Origin of the sequence: Bacillus sp. AFS088145 (assembly GCF_002564465.1) — a bacterium.
GTDB lineage: Bacteria > Bacillota > Bacilli > Bacillales > Bacillaceae_G > Gottfriedia.
The window spans coordinates 28,624-50,953 of record NZ_NUUX01000044.1 but is presented as its reverse complement, the minus strand read 5'-3'; the positions used below and the strand labels follow the sequence as shown (position 1 = coordinate 50,953).

At 32.4% G+C, this 22,330-nt stretch carries 24 protein-coding genes and 2 riboswitches; of the genes, 4 read left to right on the top strand and 20 right to left on the bottom strand.

The genetic code is table 11. From position 1 onward, the window contains the following. The first annotated feature begins 179 nt into the window (after positions 1-179). The gene (locus COI44_RS21615) at positions 180-428 is read left to right on the top strand and encodes a ferredoxin (protein WP_056466764.1); all 249 of its coding nucleotides are present in this window, start codon (positions 180-182) and stop codon (positions 426-428) included. A 306-nt stretch (positions 429-734) separates the two neighbouring features. Then, positions 735-1,268, top strand: a complete 534-nt coding sequence (locus tag COI44_RS21610; RefSeq protein ID WP_179887217.1) for a YpiB family protein — start codon at positions 735-737, stop codon at positions 1,266-1,268. 183 nt (positions 1,269-1,451) lie between these two features. Here the strand turns inward: COI44_RS21610 and COI44_RS21605 are convergent, their stop codons facing one another. The 13 genes from COI44_RS21605 to rluB form a co-directional block, all read right to left on the bottom strand. Next, positions 1,452-2,021: an ECF transporter S component gene (locus COI44_RS21605; protein ID WP_098429738.1), complete on the bottom strand. Its 570-nt coding sequence runs from the start codon at positions 2,019-2,021 to the stop codon at positions 1,452-1,454. A 221-nt stretch (positions 2,022-2,242) separates the two neighbouring features. Beyond that, positions 2,243-2,379, bottom strand: a riboswitch (FMN riboswitch). Positions 2,380-2,442: 63 nt separating this feature from the next. Next, the gene (locus tag COI44_RS21600) at positions 2,443-3,351 is read right to left on the bottom strand and encodes a phosphotransferase (protein ID WP_098429737.1); all 909 of its coding nucleotides are present in this window, start codon (positions 3,349-3,351) and stop codon (positions 2,443-2,445) included. A 144-nt stretch (positions 3,352-3,495) separates the two neighbouring features. Continuing rightward, entirely contained in the window at positions 3,496-3,642 is a 147-nt protein-coding gene (locus tag COI44_RS24330; RefSeq protein ID WP_156339602.1) for a hypothetical protein, read from the bottom strand. A 293-nt stretch (positions 3,643-3,935) separates the two neighbouring features. Beyond that, entirely contained in the window at positions 3,936-4,505 is a 570-nt protein-coding gene (locus COI44_RS21595) for a cob(I)yrinic acid a,c-diamide adenosyltransferase (protein ID WP_097977985.1), read from the bottom strand. A 29-nt stretch (positions 4,506-4,534) separates the two neighbouring features. Beyond that, complete coding sequence (locus COI44_RS21590; RefSeq protein ID WP_098429736.1) at positions 4,535-5,320, bottom strand: ABC transporter ATP-binding protein; 786 nt, start codon at positions 5,318-5,320, stop codon at positions 4,535-4,537. Continuing rightward, a complete protein-coding gene (locus COI44_RS21585) occupies positions 5,317-6,369 on the bottom strand; it encodes a FecCD family ABC transporter permease (protein ID WP_098429735.1) in 1,053 nt (350 codons plus the stop codon). Before COI44_RS21585 ends, COI44_RS21590 begins: the two co-directional genes overlap by 4 nt. Further along, complete coding sequence (locus COI44_RS21580) at positions 6,335-7,294, bottom strand: ABC transporter substrate-binding protein (RefSeq protein WP_098429734.1); 960 nt, start codon at positions 7,292-7,294, stop codon at positions 6,335-6,337. The genes COI44_RS21585 and COI44_RS21580 overlap by 35 nt, the downstream gene beginning before the upstream one ends. A gap of 125 nt (positions 7,295-7,419) precedes the next feature. After that, a riboswitch (cobalamin riboswitch) is annotated at positions 7,420-7,592 on the bottom strand. A gap of 147 nt (positions 7,593-7,739) precedes the next feature. Beyond that, on the bottom strand, positions 7,740-9,524 hold the full coding sequence (locus tag COI44_RS21575) for an ATP-binding protein (protein ID WP_098429733.1): 1,785 nt from the start codon (positions 9,522-9,524) through the stop codon (positions 7,740-7,742). Continuing rightward, entirely contained in the window at positions 9,524-10,243 is a 720-nt protein-coding gene (locus COI44_RS21570) for a response regulator transcription factor (protein ID WP_025672290.1), read from the bottom strand. The genes COI44_RS21575 and COI44_RS21570 overlap by 1 nt, the downstream gene beginning before the upstream one ends. 230 nt (positions 10,244-10,473) lie before the next feature. Further along, positions 10,474-11,640 (bottom strand): c-type cytochrome biogenesis protein CcsB, encoded by a 1,167-nt coding sequence (ccsB, locus tag COI44_RS21565; RefSeq protein WP_098429732.1) that lies wholly within the window; start codon positions 11,638-11,640, stop codon positions 10,474-10,476. Positions 11,641-11,660: 20 nt separating this feature from the next. Further along, positions 11,661-13,277 carry a cytochrome c biogenesis protein ResB gene (gene resB, locus COI44_RS21560; protein ID WP_098429731.1) on the bottom strand — a complete coding sequence of 539 codons (1,617 nt, stop codon included), beginning with the start codon at positions 13,275-13,277 and terminating at the stop codon, positions 11,661-11,663. A 28-nt stretch (positions 13,278-13,305) separates the two neighbouring features. Further along, on the bottom strand, positions 13,306-13,833 hold the full coding sequence (gene resA, locus COI44_RS21555; RefSeq protein ID WP_098429730.1) for a thiol-disulfide oxidoreductase ResA: 528 nt from the start codon (positions 13,831-13,833) through the stop codon (positions 13,306-13,308). A gap of 279 nt (positions 13,834-14,112) precedes the next feature. Next, on the bottom strand, positions 14,113-14,841 hold the full coding sequence (gene rluB / locus COI44_RS21550) for a 23S rRNA pseudouridine(2605) synthase RluB (protein ID WP_098429729.1): 729 nt from the start codon (positions 14,839-14,841) through the stop codon (positions 14,113-14,115). 234 nt (positions 14,842-15,075) lie between these two features. Here rluB and COI44_RS21545 point away from each other — a divergent pair, with 234 nt between their 5' ends. Beyond that, positions 15,076-15,354 carry a hypothetical protein gene (locus tag COI44_RS21545; RefSeq protein WP_098231587.1) on the top strand — a complete coding sequence of 93 codons (279 nt, stop codon included), beginning with the start codon at positions 15,076-15,078 and terminating at the stop codon, positions 15,352-15,354. Positions 15,355-15,422: 68 nt separating this feature from the next. Beyond that, positions 15,423-15,695 (top strand): hypothetical protein, encoded by a 273-nt coding sequence (locus COI44_RS21540; RefSeq protein WP_088010721.1) that lies wholly within the window; start codon positions 15,423-15,425, stop codon positions 15,693-15,695. Between the two features lie 397 nt (positions 15,696-16,092). Here the strand turns inward: COI44_RS21540 and COI44_RS21535 are convergent, their stop codons facing one another. From COI44_RS21535 to COI44_RS21505, 7 genes are all read right to left on the bottom strand, one after another. Then, positions 16,093-16,566 carry an S-ribosylhomocysteine lyase gene (locus COI44_RS21535; protein ID WP_069031830.1) on the bottom strand — a complete coding sequence of 158 codons (474 nt, stop codon included), beginning with the start codon at positions 16,564-16,566 and terminating at the stop codon, positions 16,093-16,095. 28 nt (positions 16,567-16,594) lie between these two features. Continuing rightward, a complete protein-coding gene (locus COI44_RS21530; RefSeq protein ID WP_098429728.1) occupies positions 16,595-17,236 on the bottom strand; it encodes a class I SAM-dependent DNA methyltransferase in 642 nt (213 codons plus the stop codon). Continuing rightward, positions 17,237-18,391: a bifunctional cystathionine gamma-lyase/homocysteine desulfhydrase gene (locus COI44_RS21525; RefSeq protein ID WP_098429727.1), complete on the bottom strand. Its 1,155-nt coding sequence runs from the start codon at positions 18,389-18,391 to the stop codon at positions 17,237-17,239. Positions 18,392-18,394: 3 nt separating this feature from the next. Continuing rightward, positions 18,395-19,315 carry a PLP-dependent cysteine synthase family protein gene (locus COI44_RS21520; RefSeq protein ID WP_098429726.1) on the bottom strand — a complete coding sequence of 307 codons (921 nt, stop codon included), beginning with the start codon at positions 19,313-19,315 and terminating at the stop codon, positions 18,395-18,397. A 639-nt stretch (positions 19,316-19,954) separates the two neighbouring features. Then, the gene (locus tag COI44_RS21515) at positions 19,955-20,485 is read right to left on the bottom strand and encodes a spore maturation protein (RefSeq protein WP_056466828.1); all 531 of its coding nucleotides are present in this window, start codon (positions 20,483-20,485) and stop codon (positions 19,955-19,957) included. Next, complete coding sequence (locus COI44_RS21510; protein WP_098429725.1) at positions 20,486-21,079, bottom strand: nucleoside recognition domain-containing protein; 594 nt, start codon at positions 21,077-21,079, stop codon at positions 20,486-20,488. Continuing rightward, a complete protein-coding gene (locus COI44_RS21505; protein WP_098429724.1) occupies positions 21,072-22,226 on the bottom strand; it encodes a D-alanyl-D-alanine carboxypeptidase family protein in 1,155 nt (384 codons plus the stop codon). Before COI44_RS21505 ends, COI44_RS21510 begins: the two co-directional genes overlap by 8 nt. Positions 22,227-22,330: the final 104 nt, after the last annotated feature.

The window sequence follows — 22,330 nt, the reverse complement described above, 5'->3', positions numbered from 1 at the left end:
CATTTTAAACATATAAAAATCATTATTTATTTTATTTGGGATTTCATCATTTCTCGTTTTTTTCAAAACCTTGTACAATTATATTGAAAAGTTTTGGAAACCGTTTTAAAATGTTTACAGGTACATTACAAAAATAGTATCTGTAACAAAAACAGGGAATAATTTGGGAGGTCAATACAATGGCAAAATATACAATCGTTGATAAAGACACTTGTATCGCATGTGGCGCTTGTGGCGCAGCTGCACCTGATATCTATGACTATGATGATGAAGGGATCGCATACGTTACTCTAGATGATAACCAAGGAATCGTTGAAATTCCAGACGTTTTAGTTGATGACATGATGGATGCATTTGAAGGATGCCCAACAGACTCAATCAAAGTTGCTGACGAATCATTCGATGGCGACGCTTTAAAATTCGAATAGTAAAAACTGCGGCGAAGATATTTCGTCGCTTTTTTTATTTTTTCAAATAAAAAAACACGAGCTATCCTTAACGCTCGTGTTCTTTAATAGGCGCCTTGATTACTTCATTAAGAAAGAAAAATATGTCATAGAAACATCCTATTTTGTATTCTGCTTTGATCCTCAATATTTTTGAATTAGATCAAAATATACATAGGACAGTGTGCCAAGGTATTATGATGAAGCTAATTATTTCCTTAATTTACATATTCAGAATTATCTAATAACTTGCTATAATAAATAAAACATCAAGAGAGGATGAACAGCATGGAACAGATGACAGTTACCGAGAAAAAGACGTTTTTAAACAAATTCTTAGAAAAAAAACAGGTAAAAAAAGACATCGAATTGATTTTACAATTTCTCCTCGCTGTTGATGATGTACTAACAAACATCTCGTTTGTAGATGATGCAAAGAGTACACCAAATGGCATTGTAATAAATTTTCGAAAGGATGACTACTCACCCCCTCAGGTTTCGTATTACGAAAATAGTAAGAGGTTTGATCTGTCGTCGGAATCGATTTACCATAAACTTCGATTACATGGAAAGGAAACACCGTTTTATCTTGAGTTGATATTTGATGTGATGCCGATCGAGTACGCTTTGATCTTAGATACTAATCCGTTTTCGATAACTTCCAATGAACCAAGCGAAGAAGTGCAAGCAGAAATCGATGCGTTTCTTTCATCGCTTGTAGCACAAACATCACATAAACTTCTGCTTAGCCAAATCGACAAAGCACTTGATGAACGCAATGAACAACTGTTTCTTTTGCTAACTTCTCAGCTAAAAAATTAACAAATAAACCATCTATCATTCGATAGATGGTTCTCTTTTTTACGATATAGTTTTTTTCTCCTAAACAAAATAAATATGGTATACAAGATTCGAACCGATATCTTCTTTTACTGCTTTTCGTTCGAATAGAGGTACATAAAACAAAAAAGTGTCTACCAAAATTTAGTAGACACTTTCATTTATTTATATGTTATGGACATTTATTCTTTGAGTTAACCAAACCTTTAATTTAGGGTAGATCACTAAGAATAAGATCATGATTAATAAACCTTTAATTGCATTAAATGGCATAATTGATGCAACAATTACTTCATTTGGTAGCTTAAAATTCATGAAATGTGCATATGCAGGTAATAACACAAAATAATTTAAAAGACTTAATATTCCAGTCATCACTACTGTACCGACGATTAATCCAAGAGTTAACCCTTTTACTGAACGGTATTTTCTAAAGAAATACGACGCAGGTAAAATGTATAATACACCCGCACTAAAATTAGCAAATTCTCCAATTGGTACACCAGTCATACTACCATTAATAACATAATGTAGGATGTTTTTTATTAACTCTATTCCTATTCCTGCTACAGGACCAAAAACAATTGCTCCGATTAATGCTGGTACGTCACTAAAATCAATTGTAAGCCATACTGGAAATGCAGGAAGTGGAAAGTACAGCATCATGAGTACATAAGAAATACTGCTAAGCATTGCCACTATCACCATTTTATTTACTTTGTTGCGTTGTTGCATATTACCTCTCTCCTTTTTCCCGATCATATCAAGAAAAATGAAAGGTTCGCTTACGTTACGTTATTATTTGCACATATTATCATAAGACCGAAATAAAAAAGAAAAATAGTATAAAATTATGCAAATAAAATAAAATCCCCTATTTTAATTTTCAAAATAGGGGAGAATTTTCAGTACGCCAAATAAGCGTTCAAAAAGAAGAAATTTTTGAACTTGCGAACCTCCATCTTCTCCCATCCAGACTATACTGTCGGCTCTAGAATCACACTAGATCCTGCCCAAAAAATCAGGCTCGCGGGCTTATAAGCAATGCTTAATTACCGCCGGTGGGGAATTTCGCCCCGCCCCGAAGATAGATCGTTTATTAAATTACAGTTTAATGTTACTAAAATAAATACAGTTTGTAAATAAAAATCTCCTACTAATCATTTAAAGCATTAATTAGGTTTTCTTGACAAAAATTTACCAACGAATCATCATTTTGATCGTTCGCATATAACAACAGCACAACTGTTGTAAAGACAGCTCTAAACTGTGCTAGTTTTTTTGATGCTTCCGATACATTACCATAAATCTCAAAAAACTTCCCTCTCATATCGCTCGGAATTAGACTATAAATAATTGATAAATCTAATTCACGATGACCAATATGAGCATCACCCCAATCAATAATTCCTTTAAGTTGGTTTTGTTCATTAACAATCATATTCTTAAAATGTAAATCACCATGAACAAGAACTAATGGTGTCTCACTTTTAATTTCAACTAGGCTTTCAATATAATGATTAATTTTCTGTTCATCTTGAATTAGTTTCTTCTGTATTGCCTGTTGTATATATTTTTTAGCCTGAGGTTTCCGAAAGTTTATATCTAATCTCTTCAACTCATCATACGGTAAATCAATATCCGTTAACTCATCGAAATTAATTGAATGCAAATTTTTCAAGAATTTCGCGATTGGTTCAATCATAAAAATTCTTTCTGTTCTGTTTAAATTAATTGGAGGCTTTCCTGCAATAAAATTATATCCTAAAAATGGCCAAGGAAATAATTCAGATGGTTTTCCATCGAGTATCGGTACCGTTGTTTTCAATTCAAAATGATTAAATATAATTGGGAGTAATTGTCTTTCAACATTTAAAATTGCTACCGCTATTTCTCTTCGCGGAAATCTTAATAAAATTTCATCATTTAAACAAAAAACAGTATTATCAAATCCTTCGCCAATTTTTTTTATAGCGTTTATTTTTATTTCTGGGAATTGAATATTTACAATTTCTTTCGCTAATTCATCTCCCATTACAATTGCTGGATCCCATATATTAGTCATTTTTTTCTCCTTAAAATCAAAAATAGAACTTCACATATAAATGTACTTTACCAAATTTATTAGTAAATTACATTTATAATGAAGTTCTAAAACCCATCGGTGCTTTCAATACTAATTATTAAACTTTTAAGTCCAAAATAGCGGCTAAGGATTTGAAACAATTTTTAATTCATGAAAATTTTTATCTAATATTATATCCTTTAATTTCTCTCGATTTCCTCCGATAAATAAAAGGCCAATCGTTAAAACGAACACAACAATCAACAAACATCTTCTAAGAAAATCTAACATTATTTGCCTCCTACCTCTGATAAATGTGGAAAGTGTTTAGTCAGTCAAATGACTCGTGGACTGACACTACTAAAACAGAAAAAAATTGGACTAAGCGCATAATCATTTCAAATCTTTAACTCTTTTTTATGTATATTACTTAAGAAGTATTGAGCAAATCGAAAATGTAAACACCAAGAAGTACTTTTTACTAAAACATACACTCAAACATTCTATGATAGAAAAAACATATTTATACAAAAAAAATAGCGATTGATTAGAAAAATTTAACTATTCAATCGCTATTTCCTTATTTATTTTTTATCAGTTCTAAATACGATTGCTCCTCGTTCGTATTCAACATCCTTAATATTTAAACGTGTATTAATTAGCCTTGCAAGTGCAAAGAAATAATCAGATAATCGATTCAAATATAAAAATACTGGAAGATGAATATTTTCTTGCTTCATTAATGTTACGACCGTTCTTTCGGCACGTCTCGTTACCGCTCTTGCTTGATGAATGATTGCAGCAGGTTTTGACCCACCTGGTAAAATAAAACGCTGTAATGGAGGAGTTGCTTCCATATATTCATCAATTAATGTTTCAAGCTCTTCAACCATTTTCTCTGTCGTTTTAAAAGGAATACTATCCTTTACTACTGCCAAATCTCCACCGCAATCAAATAGTTCATGTTGGATCTTTTGAAGTGAATTGTAAATATCTCTCGTATCTTCATGATCTAAATATGTCATTGCGTACCCAACGATTGTATTTACTTCGTCAATTGTCCCGTAAGACTCTACCCTTAAATCATCTTTATCAACTCGTTTGCCTACTAAGCTAGTCTGACCTTTATCCCCAGTTTTTGTATAAATTTTCATGAAAAACCTCTCCTTTTTTCAATTTTAATTTACAATACATTACTTTTATAAATAATGACCTTTTTATTTGTTTCGGGATTATCTAAAATTTGAAAAGATGTGTCATATAAACCTTTTAATAAATTTTCACTTAATACTGAGTCTGTTTTTCCTTCGATATAAATTTTTCCGTCCTTTAATCCTAATAATCGATCACAGTAAAGACTTGCTAAATTTAAGTCATGAAAAACCGTTACAATCGTTTTATTCTCTTGTTTTTGTAATTCCTTTAAAACGTCTAAAATTTTAATTGTATGCATTAAATCTAAATGGTTACTTGGTTCGTCTAAAAAGATATATGGTGTTTCCTGAGCGAAGCATTGAGCAAGAAATACTCTTTGACGCTCACCACCACTAATTTCATTTAATAAGCTTTTTTCCATCTTCTTAGTACCAGTCATCATCATTGCATTATTGACAGCAGTCTCATCGATTGTGGACCAGCTAGGAAAAAAGGAAGACGAATGAGCAAGACGTCCAAGTTTAACTGTTTCTTTTACCTCATAAGAATATGTATAGGAATTTTGTTGTGATAAAACAGCAATCTTTTTTGCTATTTGTTTATTAGACATACTAGTAACAAATTCTCCATCCAACATTACATTTCCTTTAGACGGCTTAAAAAGTCCACAAAGAATATTTAAAAACGTTGACTTTCCACTCCCATTTGGACCAATAATTCCAAGCCATTCTCCTTGATTAATAGAATAAGACAGTTCATCCAAATTAGTATGAATTCCATCATATGAATATGAGATATCTTGACATTTGATCATACTTTTCCCCTATTTCTTTTCAAAGATAGTAATATAAAAGCAAATATTGGAGCACCAATTAAAGATGTAATTACCCCGATTGGTAACTCTCTTGGGGCTAATACAACTCTTGATAATATGTCAGACCCGATTAAAAATATTGCGCCATTGATCATCGATAATGGAAGTAATTTTTTGTGTAATGGCCCTACCATAGTTCTAGTAAAATGCGGAACAACTAATCCTACAAATCCAATTGTTCCCGATACTGCTACTGCTGCACCAGATAAAATACTTCCTGTTAACAAAATTAAATAAGTGGATTTTTTCACATCAATTCCGATATGTTTTGCATTTGTACTTCCAAATGTCATCGCATCTAACTGCCTATTTTGACTAAATAAAATTAAGAAAGAAATGATTAAAAACGGTAATAAACTAAGAGAGTACTGAATGCCCCTCCCACCAATATTACCCATTAACCATCCAATTACTGCACGTAATTCATTATTTGAAAAAGTTATAAATAATGATAATAATGCAGAACAAAATGAACTTATTATAATGCCACCTAATATAATTGTCTCTACACTAAGAGATCGATCTAGTTTTCTAACAAATAGTATTAATAAGATGAGTGTGCCAAACCCAAATAATATACTAACAACTGGCAGTGTGAAATATGTTACAAAAGGTAAGCTTATTTGGAAAAACAAAACTATAACAGCTCCTACAGAGGCGCCTGAAGAAACACCTAATGTAAAAGGATCAGCTAATGGATTTTTAAGTATTCCCTGAAATGCAACACCTGCCAACGAAAGGCACGCACCGACTAATCCAGCTAATATAACCCTTGGCACTCGTATATTCATGACAATTGTTTGAATATCAGCTGGAACATAATCTGTTTTAAATAGAGCATCTGAAAAGCTAGAAATAATAGAAGAAAAGGGAATCGATGTAGATCCGATCGAAACCCCTAAAATAAATAAAAAAATTAATAAGATAATTGGAATTAAATAGATTGAATATGTATTATTTATAAAGCTCTGGGTAAACCGCCTTTGCAATTGCTTCGACTCCCTCTGCAAGTCTTGGACCAGGTCTAGATGTTGTATCTGAATTTACATCATATACACGGTGATTTTTAATTGCGTTTACTGTTTGCCAGTTTTTTCTAGCCATTACAGTTTTTTCTAAATTTGGAACATAATATCCATAAGTTGTTAAAATCACATCAGGATTCGCTTTAATTGCTGATTCCTCACTATACTTAACCCAACCTTTTTCACTTTCAGCTACGTTTTTAGCATGAACAATCGAAAGCATTTCATCTAGGAACGTACCTTTACCTGCTGTATATATTTCTGGTGGTCCTGATATCTCAAGCCAAACCTTTGGATTTGTAGTTGCTTTAGCTGTTTTTTTGCTAATTTCATCTAATTTTGTTTTCATACCAGTAACTACTTTTTTCGATTGCTCAGTTTTTCCCGTGATTTCTCCAACTTGTTGAATTGTATCATACACATCATTAATAGTTGCAGCATTTTTCACGACAAAAACATTAATCCCCGCTTGTTTTATCTGTTCTAAACCGTCAGCAGAAATTCCTAAACTTGATTCATGTGCTAAAACTAAATCAGGTTTTAATGAAATAATTTTTTCAACATTATATGTCATATCGGCATTATTTCCGCCAACTTTATCAATTGACTTTACTTCTTTTGGGTAATTGTCAAAATCCGTTACCCCTACTACATCCTTGCCATCACCAATAGAAAACAAGATTTCAGTATTACTTGGAATTAGTGATACTATTCTTTTAGGTGCCTCTTTAAAACTAATTTCTTTGTTCGTTGCATCTTTTACAGTCATTGGAAAAGTTGCTTGTTCACTCTTACTTACATTCGATTTTTTTTGTGTCGTATCATTATTACAACCAAATAATCCTAAACACAATAACATAATGATCAAACTTGATAAAAACTTCTTCATTTAAATCCTCCTAATATATTTGGAAAGCATAAAAAAAACCCCATTCATTTTGAACGGGGCTGAAACAACATTTATATACAAGAAGTCTTGCAACTGCTGCTTCAAATTCTTACTCCCCGAAGAATTGAACAAGGATGAATTTAGCAGGTCTACTGACTTTGTTTCAACCTACTCCGACCTTCCCATTCTTTCGAACAGTGGCTATTCGTTTCGTCCACATTACAGTTGCGGGGACAGTTCTGGATTATACCAGATTCCCTTTTAAGCAAAAACTTGCACTAAACTCATCATTATTTCATTAATTCAATCGTAAGATAAATTTGGTAAGAATTCAATTATTTTATTTATATGTTTATTATTTTACTAGCCTTTTTTTATTTTTTTGTGTGTTTAGCAGAGATTTTGTCTCTAAATTTAATGGATAGATGTTTTATATGAAACAAGATTACTCTACATCTTTTTCGTTCATTCGTAAATTATGTGGTATTTTAACTTTAAATGTCGTTCCCTGTCCTACTTCACTATAGACCTGAATCGATCCACCATGTGCTGTTACAATATTTTTAACGATTGATAAACCTAAACCTGTGCCACTTCTACCTCTTGTACGAGCTTTATCCGCTTTATAAAAACGTTCAAATACAAATGGTAAATCTTCATGTGAAATGCCTGCACCTGAATCAATAAAATTAAATGTAGTTGATCGTTCATTTTGATTTACAGAAACAATTATTCTTCCATTTTCATTCGTATGTCTTATAGCATTATCAATTAAATTTGTAAAAACCTGTTCCATTCGATCCTCATCTATGTAGATATTTAAATGTGAGATGTTGTCGATTTCTCCAAAGAGCTTAATATTTTTTTCCTTTGCTAAACCTTTAAACTTGCGTAAAATTCGATCTACAAATTGTACTAGAGGAACGTACTCTCTATTTAATTCAGTAAAGCCGTTCTCCATTCTTGCTAAATCTAACAAATCATTTACTAATCGACCCATTCTAAGTGACTCATCATAAATGATTTGTGACAATTCTTGCATTTCTTCCTTGGATTCTGCTACACCATCAACAATCGCTTCACTATAACCTTGTAATAAAGAAATAGGCGTACGTAGTTCATGAGAAACATGAGCTATAAAATCTTTTCTCATCTTTTCTAAACGTCTTTGTTCTGTAACATCCCGTATCACCGCTACAACGCCTCTTATATTTGTTTGATTATAAAGGGGTGACATTAAAACTTGCCAATTGCCTTGATCGAAATTTAATTCTATAAATTGCTTTTTCTCACTTTCGACTACTAATACAAATAAATCTAATAGTTCCTTCGTTAAAACTAGAGAAGAGAGTTCTTCAAATTGATCATCATTAAGCATTTTCAAAAAGCGTTCAGCTGGTGGATTTGTTGTCACGATTTGACCTTCTTTATCAATCGAAATTACACCATCTACCATACTTGTAATAATATTAGAAACTTTCTCCTTCTCTTGTTTTAATGCATTCATATTAAAATTTAATTGTTTACTCATCTTATTAAATGAATACGCAAGTTCTCCAATTTCATCATTTGAATGGATTGGTACTTTTACATTAAAATTCCCTGAAGTCATACTACTTACAACTTCTTTCATCTTTCTAAGAGGTGCTGTAATTTTAGAAGAAAGAAAGAATGAGAAAAATGTTGTTAACACGATCCCAATCGATGCCGCGAGCAAGACAAAATTAGTCGTTTGATGAATCATTACTTTTACAGGTTGTAAAGTTTGGTATATAAATACAGCTCCATTTTTGGAGTTAGTATGTAACGGAACACCGACTACTAATTTTTCTCTCTCACTATTTTCGCCATAAACAAGTCTTTTACTGACCTCTTTATTATCAGTTAACGTTTTATTTAAGATTTCATCATTTTTTATTTCTTTAAAAGGTAGCTCCTGTATCCCATATGTATTATTTGAATACCATGGCTCTTGACCTTCAATAGAAATGATTACTCTTGAATATCTACTAACAATATTATTTGACAAATACTCAATATTGGAAAGTGGCTGACCATTTTCTATTAATTGTGCAATTTTCGTGGCATCATCTTTCATATTCTGTACTTGAAGGTCAATATAAAATTTTTCAAAAAACCCTATTAAGACAAAGGTCAAGAATGATAATACAAGAGAGACTAGTAAGATAATTGTCAGCCAAAGCTTCCCAACTAAACTTCTTACGATCATTACTCCTGACCTACTTCAAATTTATAACCGACTCCCCAAACAGTGACAATCATTTTCGCAGCATCCTCAGAGCTTTTACTTAATTTTTCTCGCAGTCGTTTTACATGTGTGTCTACGGTACGTAAATCACCGAAAAAATCATATTGCCAAACTGATTTTAATAATGTTTCACGATCAAATACTTTGTCAGGTGCCTTAGCTAAAAACAACAGTAGTTCGTATTCTTTTGGCGTTAAACTGATCTCTTCCCCTTCAACAATTACTTTATGCGCGTCATTATCAATCGTTAGATGCGGAAACACAACGATATCCTTCGCTGAAGAATTGTCTGAAGTAAATACTGGTACAGGTGAAGAACGTCTTAATAGAGCTTTAACTCGAAGAACGACTTCACGCGGACTAAATGGTTTAACGATATAATCATCTGTCCCTACTTCAAAACCTTGAACTCGGTTTGTTTCTTCACCTTTTGCCGTTAACATGATCACAGGAGTTGTTTTTGTTTTTCGTAATTCCCTACAAACTTCAATTCCATCAATTTTAGGCATCATCAAATCTAGTACGATTAAGGAATATTCATTCTTTAATGCTAAATTTAATGCATCCTCACCGTTTTCAGCTTCATCAATACTATAACCATCACGTTCCAAATACATTTTTAATAATCGTCTAATACGATCTTCATCATCTGCTATTAATATTTTTATATTTTGATCCATAATTTCGACCCCCTCTTCATAATTTTACATAATAAAAATCGTATATTCTAGTATAATTTGTGAACATTTTTACATAATTCTTAGAATTTATTATTTCCATAAAATAGTGAAAAAAAACTATGAAGTAAGAGTACCATTTCTAGGGAACCAAATTTATATTTGGATTACAAATATAAATTAGAAAAAAGCCCTGTAAAGGAAGGTTGATCCTTTACAGGGCTTTTAATTAATTACGCATAAGAGTGTAAGCCTGCAATGATTAAGTTAACAGCAATTAAGTTAAACATAATAATTGCAAATCCTAGTACGGCTAACCATGCAGATTTTTCACCTTGCCAATTTCGTTTGAAACGAAGATGTAAGAACACTGCATAGAATAACCAAGTTATTAATGCCCAATCTTCTTTTGGGTCCCAACTCCAGAACTTTGTCCAAGCAATTTGAGCCCAAATCATAGCAAAGATTAGTCCACCAAGTGTAAATACCGGAAAACCAATTGCTACAGCACGGTATCCAATTTCGTCTAATAATTCACTATCGACTTTTTGTACAAAAGGCTGTAAAAATGCGCCAATTCGTTTTCTTATAATTAAACGAATGATTGCATATAATGCTACTCCAGCAAAAATTGACCAAATTACAGTGTTCAATTTTTTAGCATTAACCATCGCTGGCGTTTCTGCAAGGGCTTCAAATCGATCTTTTGTTGTCAATTCACCTTTATGTGGACCAACAATTGATGGAAGATTATAGATCATTTCTTCTTGTACTTTATCTTTATTAATCCAATTATATTTTGCTTCGTATCCAGATGCATTAAATGCTGTTGAAATAATAACGAAACCAACAACAGTTACTAAGAAATATAAAACTGCTTCTAGCCAAAATGTTTTCTTTGTTGATACTTTTTGATCAATATTTTTAATTAAATAAATTAGTCCTGTAATAAAGCTAATTGCTAAAATAGCTTCCCCTAAAGCTGCTGTCGTTACATGGATATGTAACCAATAGCTTTTTAAAGATGGGACTAATGGTTTGATTTCATGTGGAAATACTGATGCATAAGCAATGATGATGATTGACAACGGTAATGCGAATAATCCAATTATATTTAAGCGATACATAAAATAAATCATGATAAACGCAAAAATTAACATCATGCCAAAGAATGTAATAAATTCAAATAGATTACTTACAGGTGCATGTCCAGCAGCAATCCATCTTAAAATAAAATAAGTAATTTGCGATAAGAATCCAATTAATGTAATCGTAATACCAATTGTACCCCATCTATTAGGACCATTATCATTTGTTTTCATCGAGCCGCCAAAAAAGAAAGTAGCTACAATATAACAAATAAACGCGATAAATAAAAAATTACTACTTAGCTCGTACATATTTTCCCCCTAGTTAAACACTATTCATTAGCTTGTTGATCAATCGGCAATTCTATTTTTGTGTCTCCAAACACTTTCTTTAATTCCATCTTTAAACCATAATAGTTTTTATTTGTAAATGCCGCAACCCAAACTTCCCCATCTTGATTTTGGATCCAAACGCGTCGGTGATACCAATACATACCTTGAATTACACCAATCATAAAGATTGCTCCTCCAAGTCCTAGTAACCAAAGAGTTAAATCTTTACGTACGGTTAAACCTGTTGAATCTTTTGTTTCAATACCTGCAAATGACATTTTATACTTGTTTTCACCATTTGGTTCAATATTTTGTTTGATTGCAACAAATGCTACTTCACCTTTTGGTGTTTTTGGAGTAGTCATTTTAAATACAAACGCTGGATTGTTCGGTTTTCTGGTTTTTGTATCAGGTTGACCATCAGAGTTAAAATAGAAATCTGGAAAATAGTTTTTAAGTTCTACTTTATATCCATTTTTCAAGTCATATACTTCTTTAGGATTTTGTAAATCTACTGTTATTGGCCCTAATTTTTCACCAGTTTGTTTATTTTGTAATGTAAATAAAAATGCACTAAATTCGCCAATTCGATAATCTACTTGATATAAAGCGAAGTTTTGGAACTTTAGAGGTTCATTAACTTTAATACTATAATCTTTTACTTTTTTAAGTTTTGGATCTTCTCCTGGTATTAAATTTCCTTCGCGTTTATACAACGTCACATCGGCTTGATAGTTTTTTGGAATTTTATCATTTCCAAAGCGCTCAATCGCTTTTTTATAAACTTTACCCTCTTTATCTTTATCATACGTTTCCATATGGAAATCATTTAATTTAATATAATAGTTTTGGTTTGTACCAACGACAGGTTTTAATTCGCCTTCTTGAACCCAAAGTGCCTTATCCATATACATTCCTGGTACATATCTCATCATTACCCCAATAAGGAAGATAATTAACCCTATATGGTTTACATATGGACCCCAACGAGAGAAACGACCTTTTTCTGCTAAGATATTGCCGTTTTCTTCACGAATTTTATAACCTCTTTTACGCAAATTAATTTTAGCTTTTTCTATTTCGTCTGGAATATGATCAACTCTACTAATTCCAAACATTTTTTGTCTTTTTAAAAAGTTTGGGTGTCTAGTAACAGTTTGTTTGTTTAAAGCTTTATAGAGTGGTAAAATTCGATCTAAACTACAAATTACTAGTGATATCCCAATCGAGGCAACAAGTAACATGAACCACCAAGAGTTAAACGTATTATCCAAACCAATAGCATCATATATTTTACCAAAGATTCCATATTCATCTTGATAATACGTTGCAGGATTCGCAGTCGGCGGTAGTAAATCTCTTTGCGGAAAAATAGTACCTAATGCTGATGCTACTAGCGTAATTAGTATAATTATAACAGCTACTTTTACAGATGAAAAAAACGTCCATATTTTATCTATATAAGTTTGATTATTAACGATTGATCTTCTAGCAGTCCCTTCATAGCGCATATCAAGTATTTCGGTTGCTTTTTCATCTTGCGGTTTACCACATGACTCACATATTACAGTACCTACATGATTAAGATGACCACATTCACATTTAAAAGTCTCCATTTTATTTCCCCTTACTAATGTACACTCATCATTTTGGTAATATTTCTTTAATATAACTTTCAAAAGAATTCGGTGTCATTTGACCAGTTACGATTCTCTTTATTGTCCCATCCGGACTTACAAAAAACGTAGTTGGTAAAGGGTTAACACCATATATATTTAAAACCTCTTGATCTTTATCTATTCCAACTGGAAAATTAAGTTTATAATCGCTTACAAATCTTTGTACTGAAAATTTCGATTCATCTGCGTTCATCGCAAGTAACTCGATTCCTTTTCCCTTATATTTCGAATAGATTTCATTCATAAAAGGCATTTCTCGCTTACATGGCTCACACCAAGTACCCCAAAAATTAACAATTACGCCTTTTCCTTTTTCATCTGAAAGAGTATATCTCTTACCAGTATTCAGCTCCGTCATAGCAAAGTTTGGTGCTTTACTTCCTTTAGTAATAACTTCATCTTTCTTAAAGAAATTTATGTAAAAAGTATAACCAATTGCACAAACCAAAACTAATAAGATAATTGTTCGTATTAACGTTCTATTTTTCATCATATATACAGTTCCTCCCATATGATAGAATATCATTATTTCCTATTCTTGAATAGAAATTTGATACGTTTCAAAAAAGACTAAATTTTCAATCTTTTATCCAAAAATAATACTTGTTTCAAGCAAAGAAAAAACTCGGTATTTACCGAGTCGTAGTGGAAAAAATAGTGTATCAGACTGAAATAAAACATAGTTTCTAAAAGTGTTAACCAGATTATAAATAAGTACTGTTAATTGGTAAGTAGCAAATAAGAATACAGTGCTCTATCGTCTGACTTATTATTAGCGTGGCTTTGCTGTAGCCATTGCTCTTAGTTTTTTCACTTCATGAGGTGATAGTTCTCTTGCATCACCAGGAGTTAATCCAGTCAAATCTAAAAACGCATATCGTTCACGTTTTAACTTCAAAACTGGTGTGCCAATCGCCTCAAGCATTCTCTTGACTTGACGGTTTCTTCCTTCATGAATGATCAGTCTTACAATTGCAGTATCTTTGCTTTTATCAAGTGAAATCATTTTAACTTGAGCTGGAGCCGTCTTCCCATCTTCAAGTACAATTCCTCTTTCTAATTTACGTAACTGCTCTTTAGTTGGAATCCCTTTTACTTTAGCGATATATTCTTTATCTATTTCATATTTTGGATGTTGAAGTATATTTGAAAATTCTCCATCATTTGTTAATAGAATAATACCTGATGTATCAAAATCCAATCTACCAATTGGATAAATACGTTGTTTAATCATTGGAAAAAAGTCTGTTACAACTTTTCTACCTTTATCATCTGAAACACTTGATATTACACCTGATGGTTTATATAAAAGGAAGTAAACTGGTTCTTCTTTATCAATCGGAATCTCTTCCACTTCAACACGATCGTTACCACTTACTTTTACACCTAACTCAGTAACAACCTGACCATTTACTTTCACTTTTCCTTCTTTAATTAACTCTTCTGCTTTGCGACGAGAAGCAATTCCCGCTCTAGCAATAACTTTCTGTAATCTTTCCATTCGATCATTTCACCTCTTCAACCATCATACAGATTTATACAATTGAAAACAAGTGGTAGCTTCAAGGTTTTTTGTGAATAAAGTGCGTTAAACACCAAATCTAAACCATAATTCCATTTTTCAAGTCGTGCCCCATCGTCATTCTTCCCCAGTTCCTTATTCCTTCTCTCAATATCATATTTTCTGGAAATCTATCATATAATTTACTAGATTTGCAGAAATGAGGTAATAGATATGAATTTAACTTTAAAACACTCCTCAGCCTTTGACCGTTCTAAAATTATTACGCCAGGTAGTGTGCTTATTACAAAAAAGAATGAAACAATCTATATGCTTGTTTATGAAGAAAATGAAGACGATTTTCCATATGTACTCGTCTCATTAACCGATGCAAGACTAGTCCAAAATTATGATATTATGCCAACCCTAGGAGATATTGAAGATTGGATTGGTGAAGTCACAATGGTAACTCAAAAAAACAAACTATCTATTACAATTCAAGCAAATTACTAGTTTGCTGTTTAATCTATTAGAATCCCGTCAATAATATAATAAGTAAAATGAAAAAGGAGCTTACTATCATGAATTATTCTTTTAATCCAGCAGTAAAATATAATTCAGTTGGTTCGTTTAAATTAGGCGATGTATTTTTCACTTCCGATAAACCTTCAAAAGCATACAAATTAATCTATGACTCTACAGAAACTAACTTCCCTTATATTTTATTATGCTTAGATGATGCCATTTCAATTCAAAGCTTTGATGATATTCCAACAATTGAAGATATTGAAGAAAATATTGGCGAAATTAAATTCACTGTTCCAAAAGAGAAACTACTTCTTGTGATCAATTAATAAAAAAACGTCATAAATTAGTTAATCAAAAACGCCATCAAAATTAGGATGACGTTTTTTTCATTCTGTTGAAAAACGATTTTTTCAACTAAGGAGTCTGCATGAGTTTTATTACTATGAGATGACCACTTTGCTAGGTCGAGATACCAATTTATCTTTTTTAATTAATACTTTAATTAATTGTTCATTTTTCAATTCATTTGACAATTAACCCACGAGATTCTTGTAGATTTCACTTAAATTTATGTATGATTCGTGATCTTATTTGCAGTTTTAACTTTTTAATTTGCTGATCCGGCATTTTTAATTGCAGTTTCACCTTTTTTATTTACACTCTACAATTTTCATATTCCAACAATATAAAAAACGTCATCCATTAAGATGACGTTTTTCACTATTAAGCAAATACACTTTCCAACGTTTCGTCCGTTTGTTCGCTCCAATATTTTAACCATTTTTTTGCGCCTTCAAGGTCATGAAGTTTTGCTTGGCCGCATTGAAGCTCATTTGCAGCAGGTACTTCTTCAACCTGTAGTCCAAGTTCAGCTGTTTTACGTAATAATGTGATTACTTCTGAAATTGAAGGTGTACCAGCTATTATTAAATAAAATCCTGTTTGGCAACCCATTGGTGATAAATCAATAATTTTAAAAGGATCACCAGCAGGTACTGCTTCACGAACGTTCAAAGCTAATAAGTGTTCTAAAGTGTGAATTGTATCTGGCTTCATTGCTTGCTTATTAGGTTGGCAAAAACGAATATCATATTTTGTAACTACTCCGTCTGTACCAACTGCATGAGTACCACAGTGTCTAACGTAAGGAGCAACAACTTTTGTGTGATCTAATTCAAAACTTTCAACTGATGGCATATTTTATTTCCTCCTAAATTACATCTCTCTATTTTTTTGTGGCTTCAACGATCCATACAAAATCATTATATTGTTCGAATTTCACATCAAACCCATTTTTTTCAAAATGTGAACGAACAACTGGAATTAATGGATAATATTCTCTAATTAAATCATCTCTTAGATTGATATAATTTGCATTTTCTGCTTTTGTAATTTCATTCTTATAATCGTTTTCTGTTAAAAACATTGTATCCGCAAATACGATTTTCCCATTTGAGTTCAATAATGAGCTATATATTTTAATAGCTTCATATTTTTCTTGATCAGTTAAATGATGAAAAACGTATGAACTTACAATTGTATCGATCCCAGCCTGTGGTTTTGGAAAATCAATTAAATCTCCGTCGTGAATTGTAATATTCTCGCCTAATTTCTTTGAGGCAATAATTCTCATCTCAGGAGATGGTTCGATTGGAAATACAGTTTTTCCTTTATCAAGAAGTAACTTTGTTAAATTCCCAGTACCAATACCAAATTCAAGGACGCTGTTCCCACTTCTATGAACAATTTCATTCAGTATTTCATCATAACGTCGAAATGCTTCTTTATATTCTGGGTCATGTCCTTGAACAAAAGAATCGTAACTTTCTGCCCAACCAGTAAAAACATCTAAAAACTCTCTACCCATTTATCTCACCTTTGATGTCTGAAATATTAATGCTTGTTCTAGGTCTTCAATTAAATCTTCTAAATCTTCTAGACCAACTGATAATCGAATTAATTCATCAGAAATTCCTGATGCAATTCGTTTTTCCCTTGGTATTGAAGCATGCGTCATTTTTGAAGGGATACCTACAAGACTTTCAACTGCTCCTAAACTTTCAGCTAATGTAAACCACTTTAATTTACCTACAAATTCTTCTGGATCTAATCCTTCTTTTAATTCAAAAGATAACATGCCACCAAATCCACTGCTTTGTTGTTTTGCTAATTCATGATTTGGATGTGTCGATAATCCAGGATAGAAAACTTTATTTACATTTGGGTGATTCGATAAAAACGTCACAATTTCATGCGTATTTCTTTCATGCTCTTCCATTCTAATTCCAAGTGTTTTAATACCACGTTGTAATAACCAGCTATCGTTAGGTCCTAAAACTCCACCAATCGAGTTTTGATAAAACGCTAATTCTTCAGCTAACTCTTCTTTATTCGTTACTACAATTCCAGCTACTACGTCACTATGTCCTCCAAGGTACTTAGTTCCACTATGAACAACAATATCAGCACCTAATGTAAGAGGTTGTTGCCAGTATGGAGTAGCAAAAGTATTATCAACAACCGTTAATAAGTCATATTCATTTGCAAGTTTTGCAATTGCTTTAATATCAGTGATTTTTAATAATGGATTACTAGGTGATTCAATAAAAATTGCTTTTGTATTTGGTGAAATAACATTTTCAACTAAAGTAATATTACTTGTATCAACAAATGTAGCTGTTATGCCTAAATTTGATAACACTCTTGTAAGTAAACGGTAAGTACCACCATAAACATCATCGCCAACTACGATATGGTCACCAGTCTTGAATAAACTAAACACAGTATGAATAGCTGCCATTCCAGATGCAAATGCAAACCCTGCAACACCGTGTTCAATATCTTTCATTAACTCTTCAAGAGCATGTCGTGTCGGATTGCCTGTTCTGGAATATTCAAATCCCCTATGTTTGCCAACAGCATCTTGTTTATACGTACTAGTTTGATAAATTGGAACACTAACCGCACCAGTTGTTTCATCTCTACTAATTCCCCCGTGTATTAACGCCGTCTTTTTCTTCATATTTTATCCCTCACTATATATGTTTTTACTTAAGTATCTTTCACTACTATCTGGGAAAATCGTTACGATTGTACTCCCTGGTTTTGCTTTTTTTGCTTCTAATAAACTTGCATATAACGCAGCTCCTGATGAACTTCCAACTAAAAGTCCTTCTTTCGTTGCTAGTTCTTTTACTAAACGAAATGCGTCAGAATCAAGTACTGTATGAATTTCATCAAATAAGTTTGTATCTACAAAGGCAGGAATGAATTCCATTCCAATTCCTTCTGTATCATGTGAACCTGGCTTTCCGCCATTTAATATTGATCCTTCTGGTTCAACAATAACTGTTTTTACATTTTGTAATTTATCTTTTAAATACTGAGCTGTTCCAGTAAAGGTTCCCCCACTACCAGCTCCAGCAACAAATACATCTATTTTTCCATCGAGTTGGTCAACTAACTCGGGACCTAATGTTTTGTAATAGGTTCTTGGATTCGCTTCATTACTAAATTGTGAAGGTACAAATGAATTCGGTATTTCTTTTGAAAGTTCATTCGCTTTTTTAATTGCACCTGTCATTCCATCTTCTGTAGGTGTGTTCACAATTTTTGCTCCAAGTGCTTTCATCAATGTTTGTTTTTCAATACTGAATTTTTCAGGAACAACAAATATCACATTTACGCCAAATTTTATAGCTGCTAATGCTAAACCAATTCCTGTATTTCCAGCGGTTGGTTCAATTACTGTACCACCTTTTTCTAATTTACCTTCATTAAGTGCACTTTCTAATAATTCCATTCCAAGTCGATCTTTTACACTTCCACCTGGGTTACAGAATTCTAGCTTTGCAAATAGTCTTGTTCCTTTTGGTAAAGGGAATGTTGTAATTTCAAGCAATGGTGTTGATCCGATCAGCTCGTGTACTGATTTTACAACTTTCATAATTTCAAGCTCCTTTATGTCACAAAAAGGTTAGTTTCTTCCAATCCATTATATGCAACATGGGTAAAATTGAATGTTGTCTTAATACCAACTATTCTTATTGGTATTATAAGTTATTAATTTTAAATGCGCAATAAAAAAGTACTTTTATCCTAAAATAAAAGTACTTTTTCACGTTGCTGAAAAACAATCTTGTCAATTAATTAGCAAATTTTTTCGTAAAGGAATATAGTGATGTTGATATCCATTACAGGATGCTCGCTTTCCATGGGGCGAGAGCTGAGCCTCCTCGGCAAGCCTGTGCGGGGTCTTTAGCCTTCCCGCTTATCCCATAGGAGTCAATCATCCCTCCGCTACAATCAACTTATTCATCAAAAAATGGTTACACTAAAAACCTAATTTAATATCCTTTACTTAGAGTACATATTAGCTTTTTAATCTGTTTAGTAGGTCAATTAAGATCGAATATCAAGATATTATAATAATCATTTGACCTTTTTTTCTAAAAATTTGCCCTTAAATATCTTTAATTCTCAAGAATAAACAATTACCCGGAGTTTGTTGATAATATAAAACTGATCGAAATATTAACATTATTAAATCATCAAAAAATAATTATTAGTTTCACTTAAGGTTGAATTAAGAAAAGAACATCGTTACAAAAATAATGGAAAAGATAATACTGATTGCATCTGCAATTAATCCTACTTTTAATGCATCACCCATTTTACGAATACCTACCGCTCCAAAATACACTGTTAGAACATATAGGGTTGTATCTGTACTACCTTGCATAGTTGAAGCTAGTCTTCCGATAAATGAATCCGGTCCATATGTTTTAATTAAATCCGACGTAATACCTAAAGCAGCTGAACCAGAAATAGGTCGAATAATTGCCAGCGGAAAAACTTCTGCAGGTATACCAAGTGAACTTAATAACGGGCGCATAAGTTCTACACAAAACTCTAGAGCACCTGAGGCTCTAAAGATCGAGATGGATACTAGCATACCTACTAAAAATGGAATTAATTGCACAGCAATTGTCACACCCTCTTTTCCACCTTCTACAAAAGATTCATACGTCGGCACCTTTTTCCAAGTTCCATGTATTAAAATGACAGCGATAATAAATGGAATGATATAAAGTGAGATCGTATTCATATATCCCATTTATTTTCTCCCCTTTCGATTTCGCCTACTTGCAAAAAAACTATTTACTGCGAGTCCCCCAATAAATGAAACGACCTGTGCAAGTATTGTAACACCTACTATTTCAGTCGGATTTGAAGAATGATAAGACATTCTAACTCCTATGACTGTTGTAGGAATTAAAGTGATCGCACTTGTATTTAACGTTAAAAATGTAATCATGTCATCACTTGCTTCAATACTACTTCTATTTAATACTTTTAGTTGCTCCATCGCCTTTATACCTAATGGTGTTGCAGCATTTCCTAAACCGAATAAATTGGCCACCATATTTGACATTATATAACCAAGCGCTGGATGGTCTTTAGGGATTCTCGGAAATAAGAATGCTAGAAATGGTTGAAATAATTTCGAAAGAATTTTTAATAATCCTGATTCTTCTGCTATTCGCATTAGACCTAACCAAAAAACAAGAACACTAACTAGTCCAATAATAATGGTAATTGCTTGCTTTCCTCCGTCAAATACTGCTTTATTTACTTCGTCCATAGTGCCATTAATCATCGCAAAAATAAAACCAATTATTGTAAGAGCGACCCAAATAATATTAACCATCAGAGTGCTCTCCCATTAAGTTTAATAAAACTTGTTTTCCATTTTGGATGATTTCTTTCGTAAATACTATGACCTTACTATCACTATAAAAAATATTTCTAAATCCAATTTGTTCACCTTCTAATTCGATAATCGCTTTACCAACAATTGCATCATTAGCGATTTTTTTCTTAGTCGGCTTTTGCATTTCAATTGTGATTCTTACTTGATCCCGCTCTTTTTTATCTAATGGATAAGAGAAGTCATTTTTCATATAAACATGTCCTTTATATTTTTTATTTGTGACCTCTTTAATTCCACCTTTACTTAATACTTTCGTTAAAGGATAGTTATTGAAACCATATTCGAAAAGTGACATATGATCTTGCCAATCTTGGCCATCATTTAGTGTTACAACAATTAAATCCATTCCATTTTTTGAAGCAGTTGAAACAAGAGTTCTTCTTGCTTTTTTAGTAAATCCGGTTTTTCCTCCAGTACTATACTTGTACATAAAAGTAAGCAATTTGTTTTTATTCTTCCAAACATAATCCCAAGATTCTGCCGTATTTGGTGCACGGTGTACTTTTGTACCTGCAATTTTTGCATATTTAGGATTTTCCATAGCGTATCTCGTTAATAACGCCATATCATAAGCAGATGAGTAATGCTCTTTTCCTTGTTGATCTAGACCTGATGGATTGCTAAAATATGTATTACTCATTCCGATTTCTTTTGCTTTCTCGTTCATCATATAAACAAAGCCTTCGATGCTACCTCCTACAGCTTCGGCAATTGCATTAGCCGCGTCATTACCAGACCTAAGCATTAAACCATAAACTAAATCTTCCAGCTTAATTTTTTGTCCAGGTTTTAAATAAATGGATGATCCTTCTGTTTGAACTGCTCTTGAACTAATTGTTATCGTGTTTTGCATTTTACCGGACTCTACAGCAAGTATTGCAGTCATTATTTTTGTAATGCTGGCGATTCTTTCAGGGTCATGCATTGCTTTACCATACAAGATTCGTCCAGTTTTTTGATCCATCAAAACAGCATTTCTAGCACTAACTCCTCCAAATGCTTCAACATTATTCGTCGGAATAATAATCCCGATTAAAAATAAGCCTATGATTCCTACTACAAGCCATTTTTTCATCTTTCGCATCAACTCCACAGTTAGTCCTAATTAGTACAAGTTTACGAATTACATTATAAAAAAATGACTTTTTTTAAGAAAAAAAGTGCTGAACTTGTTCAGATATATAACAT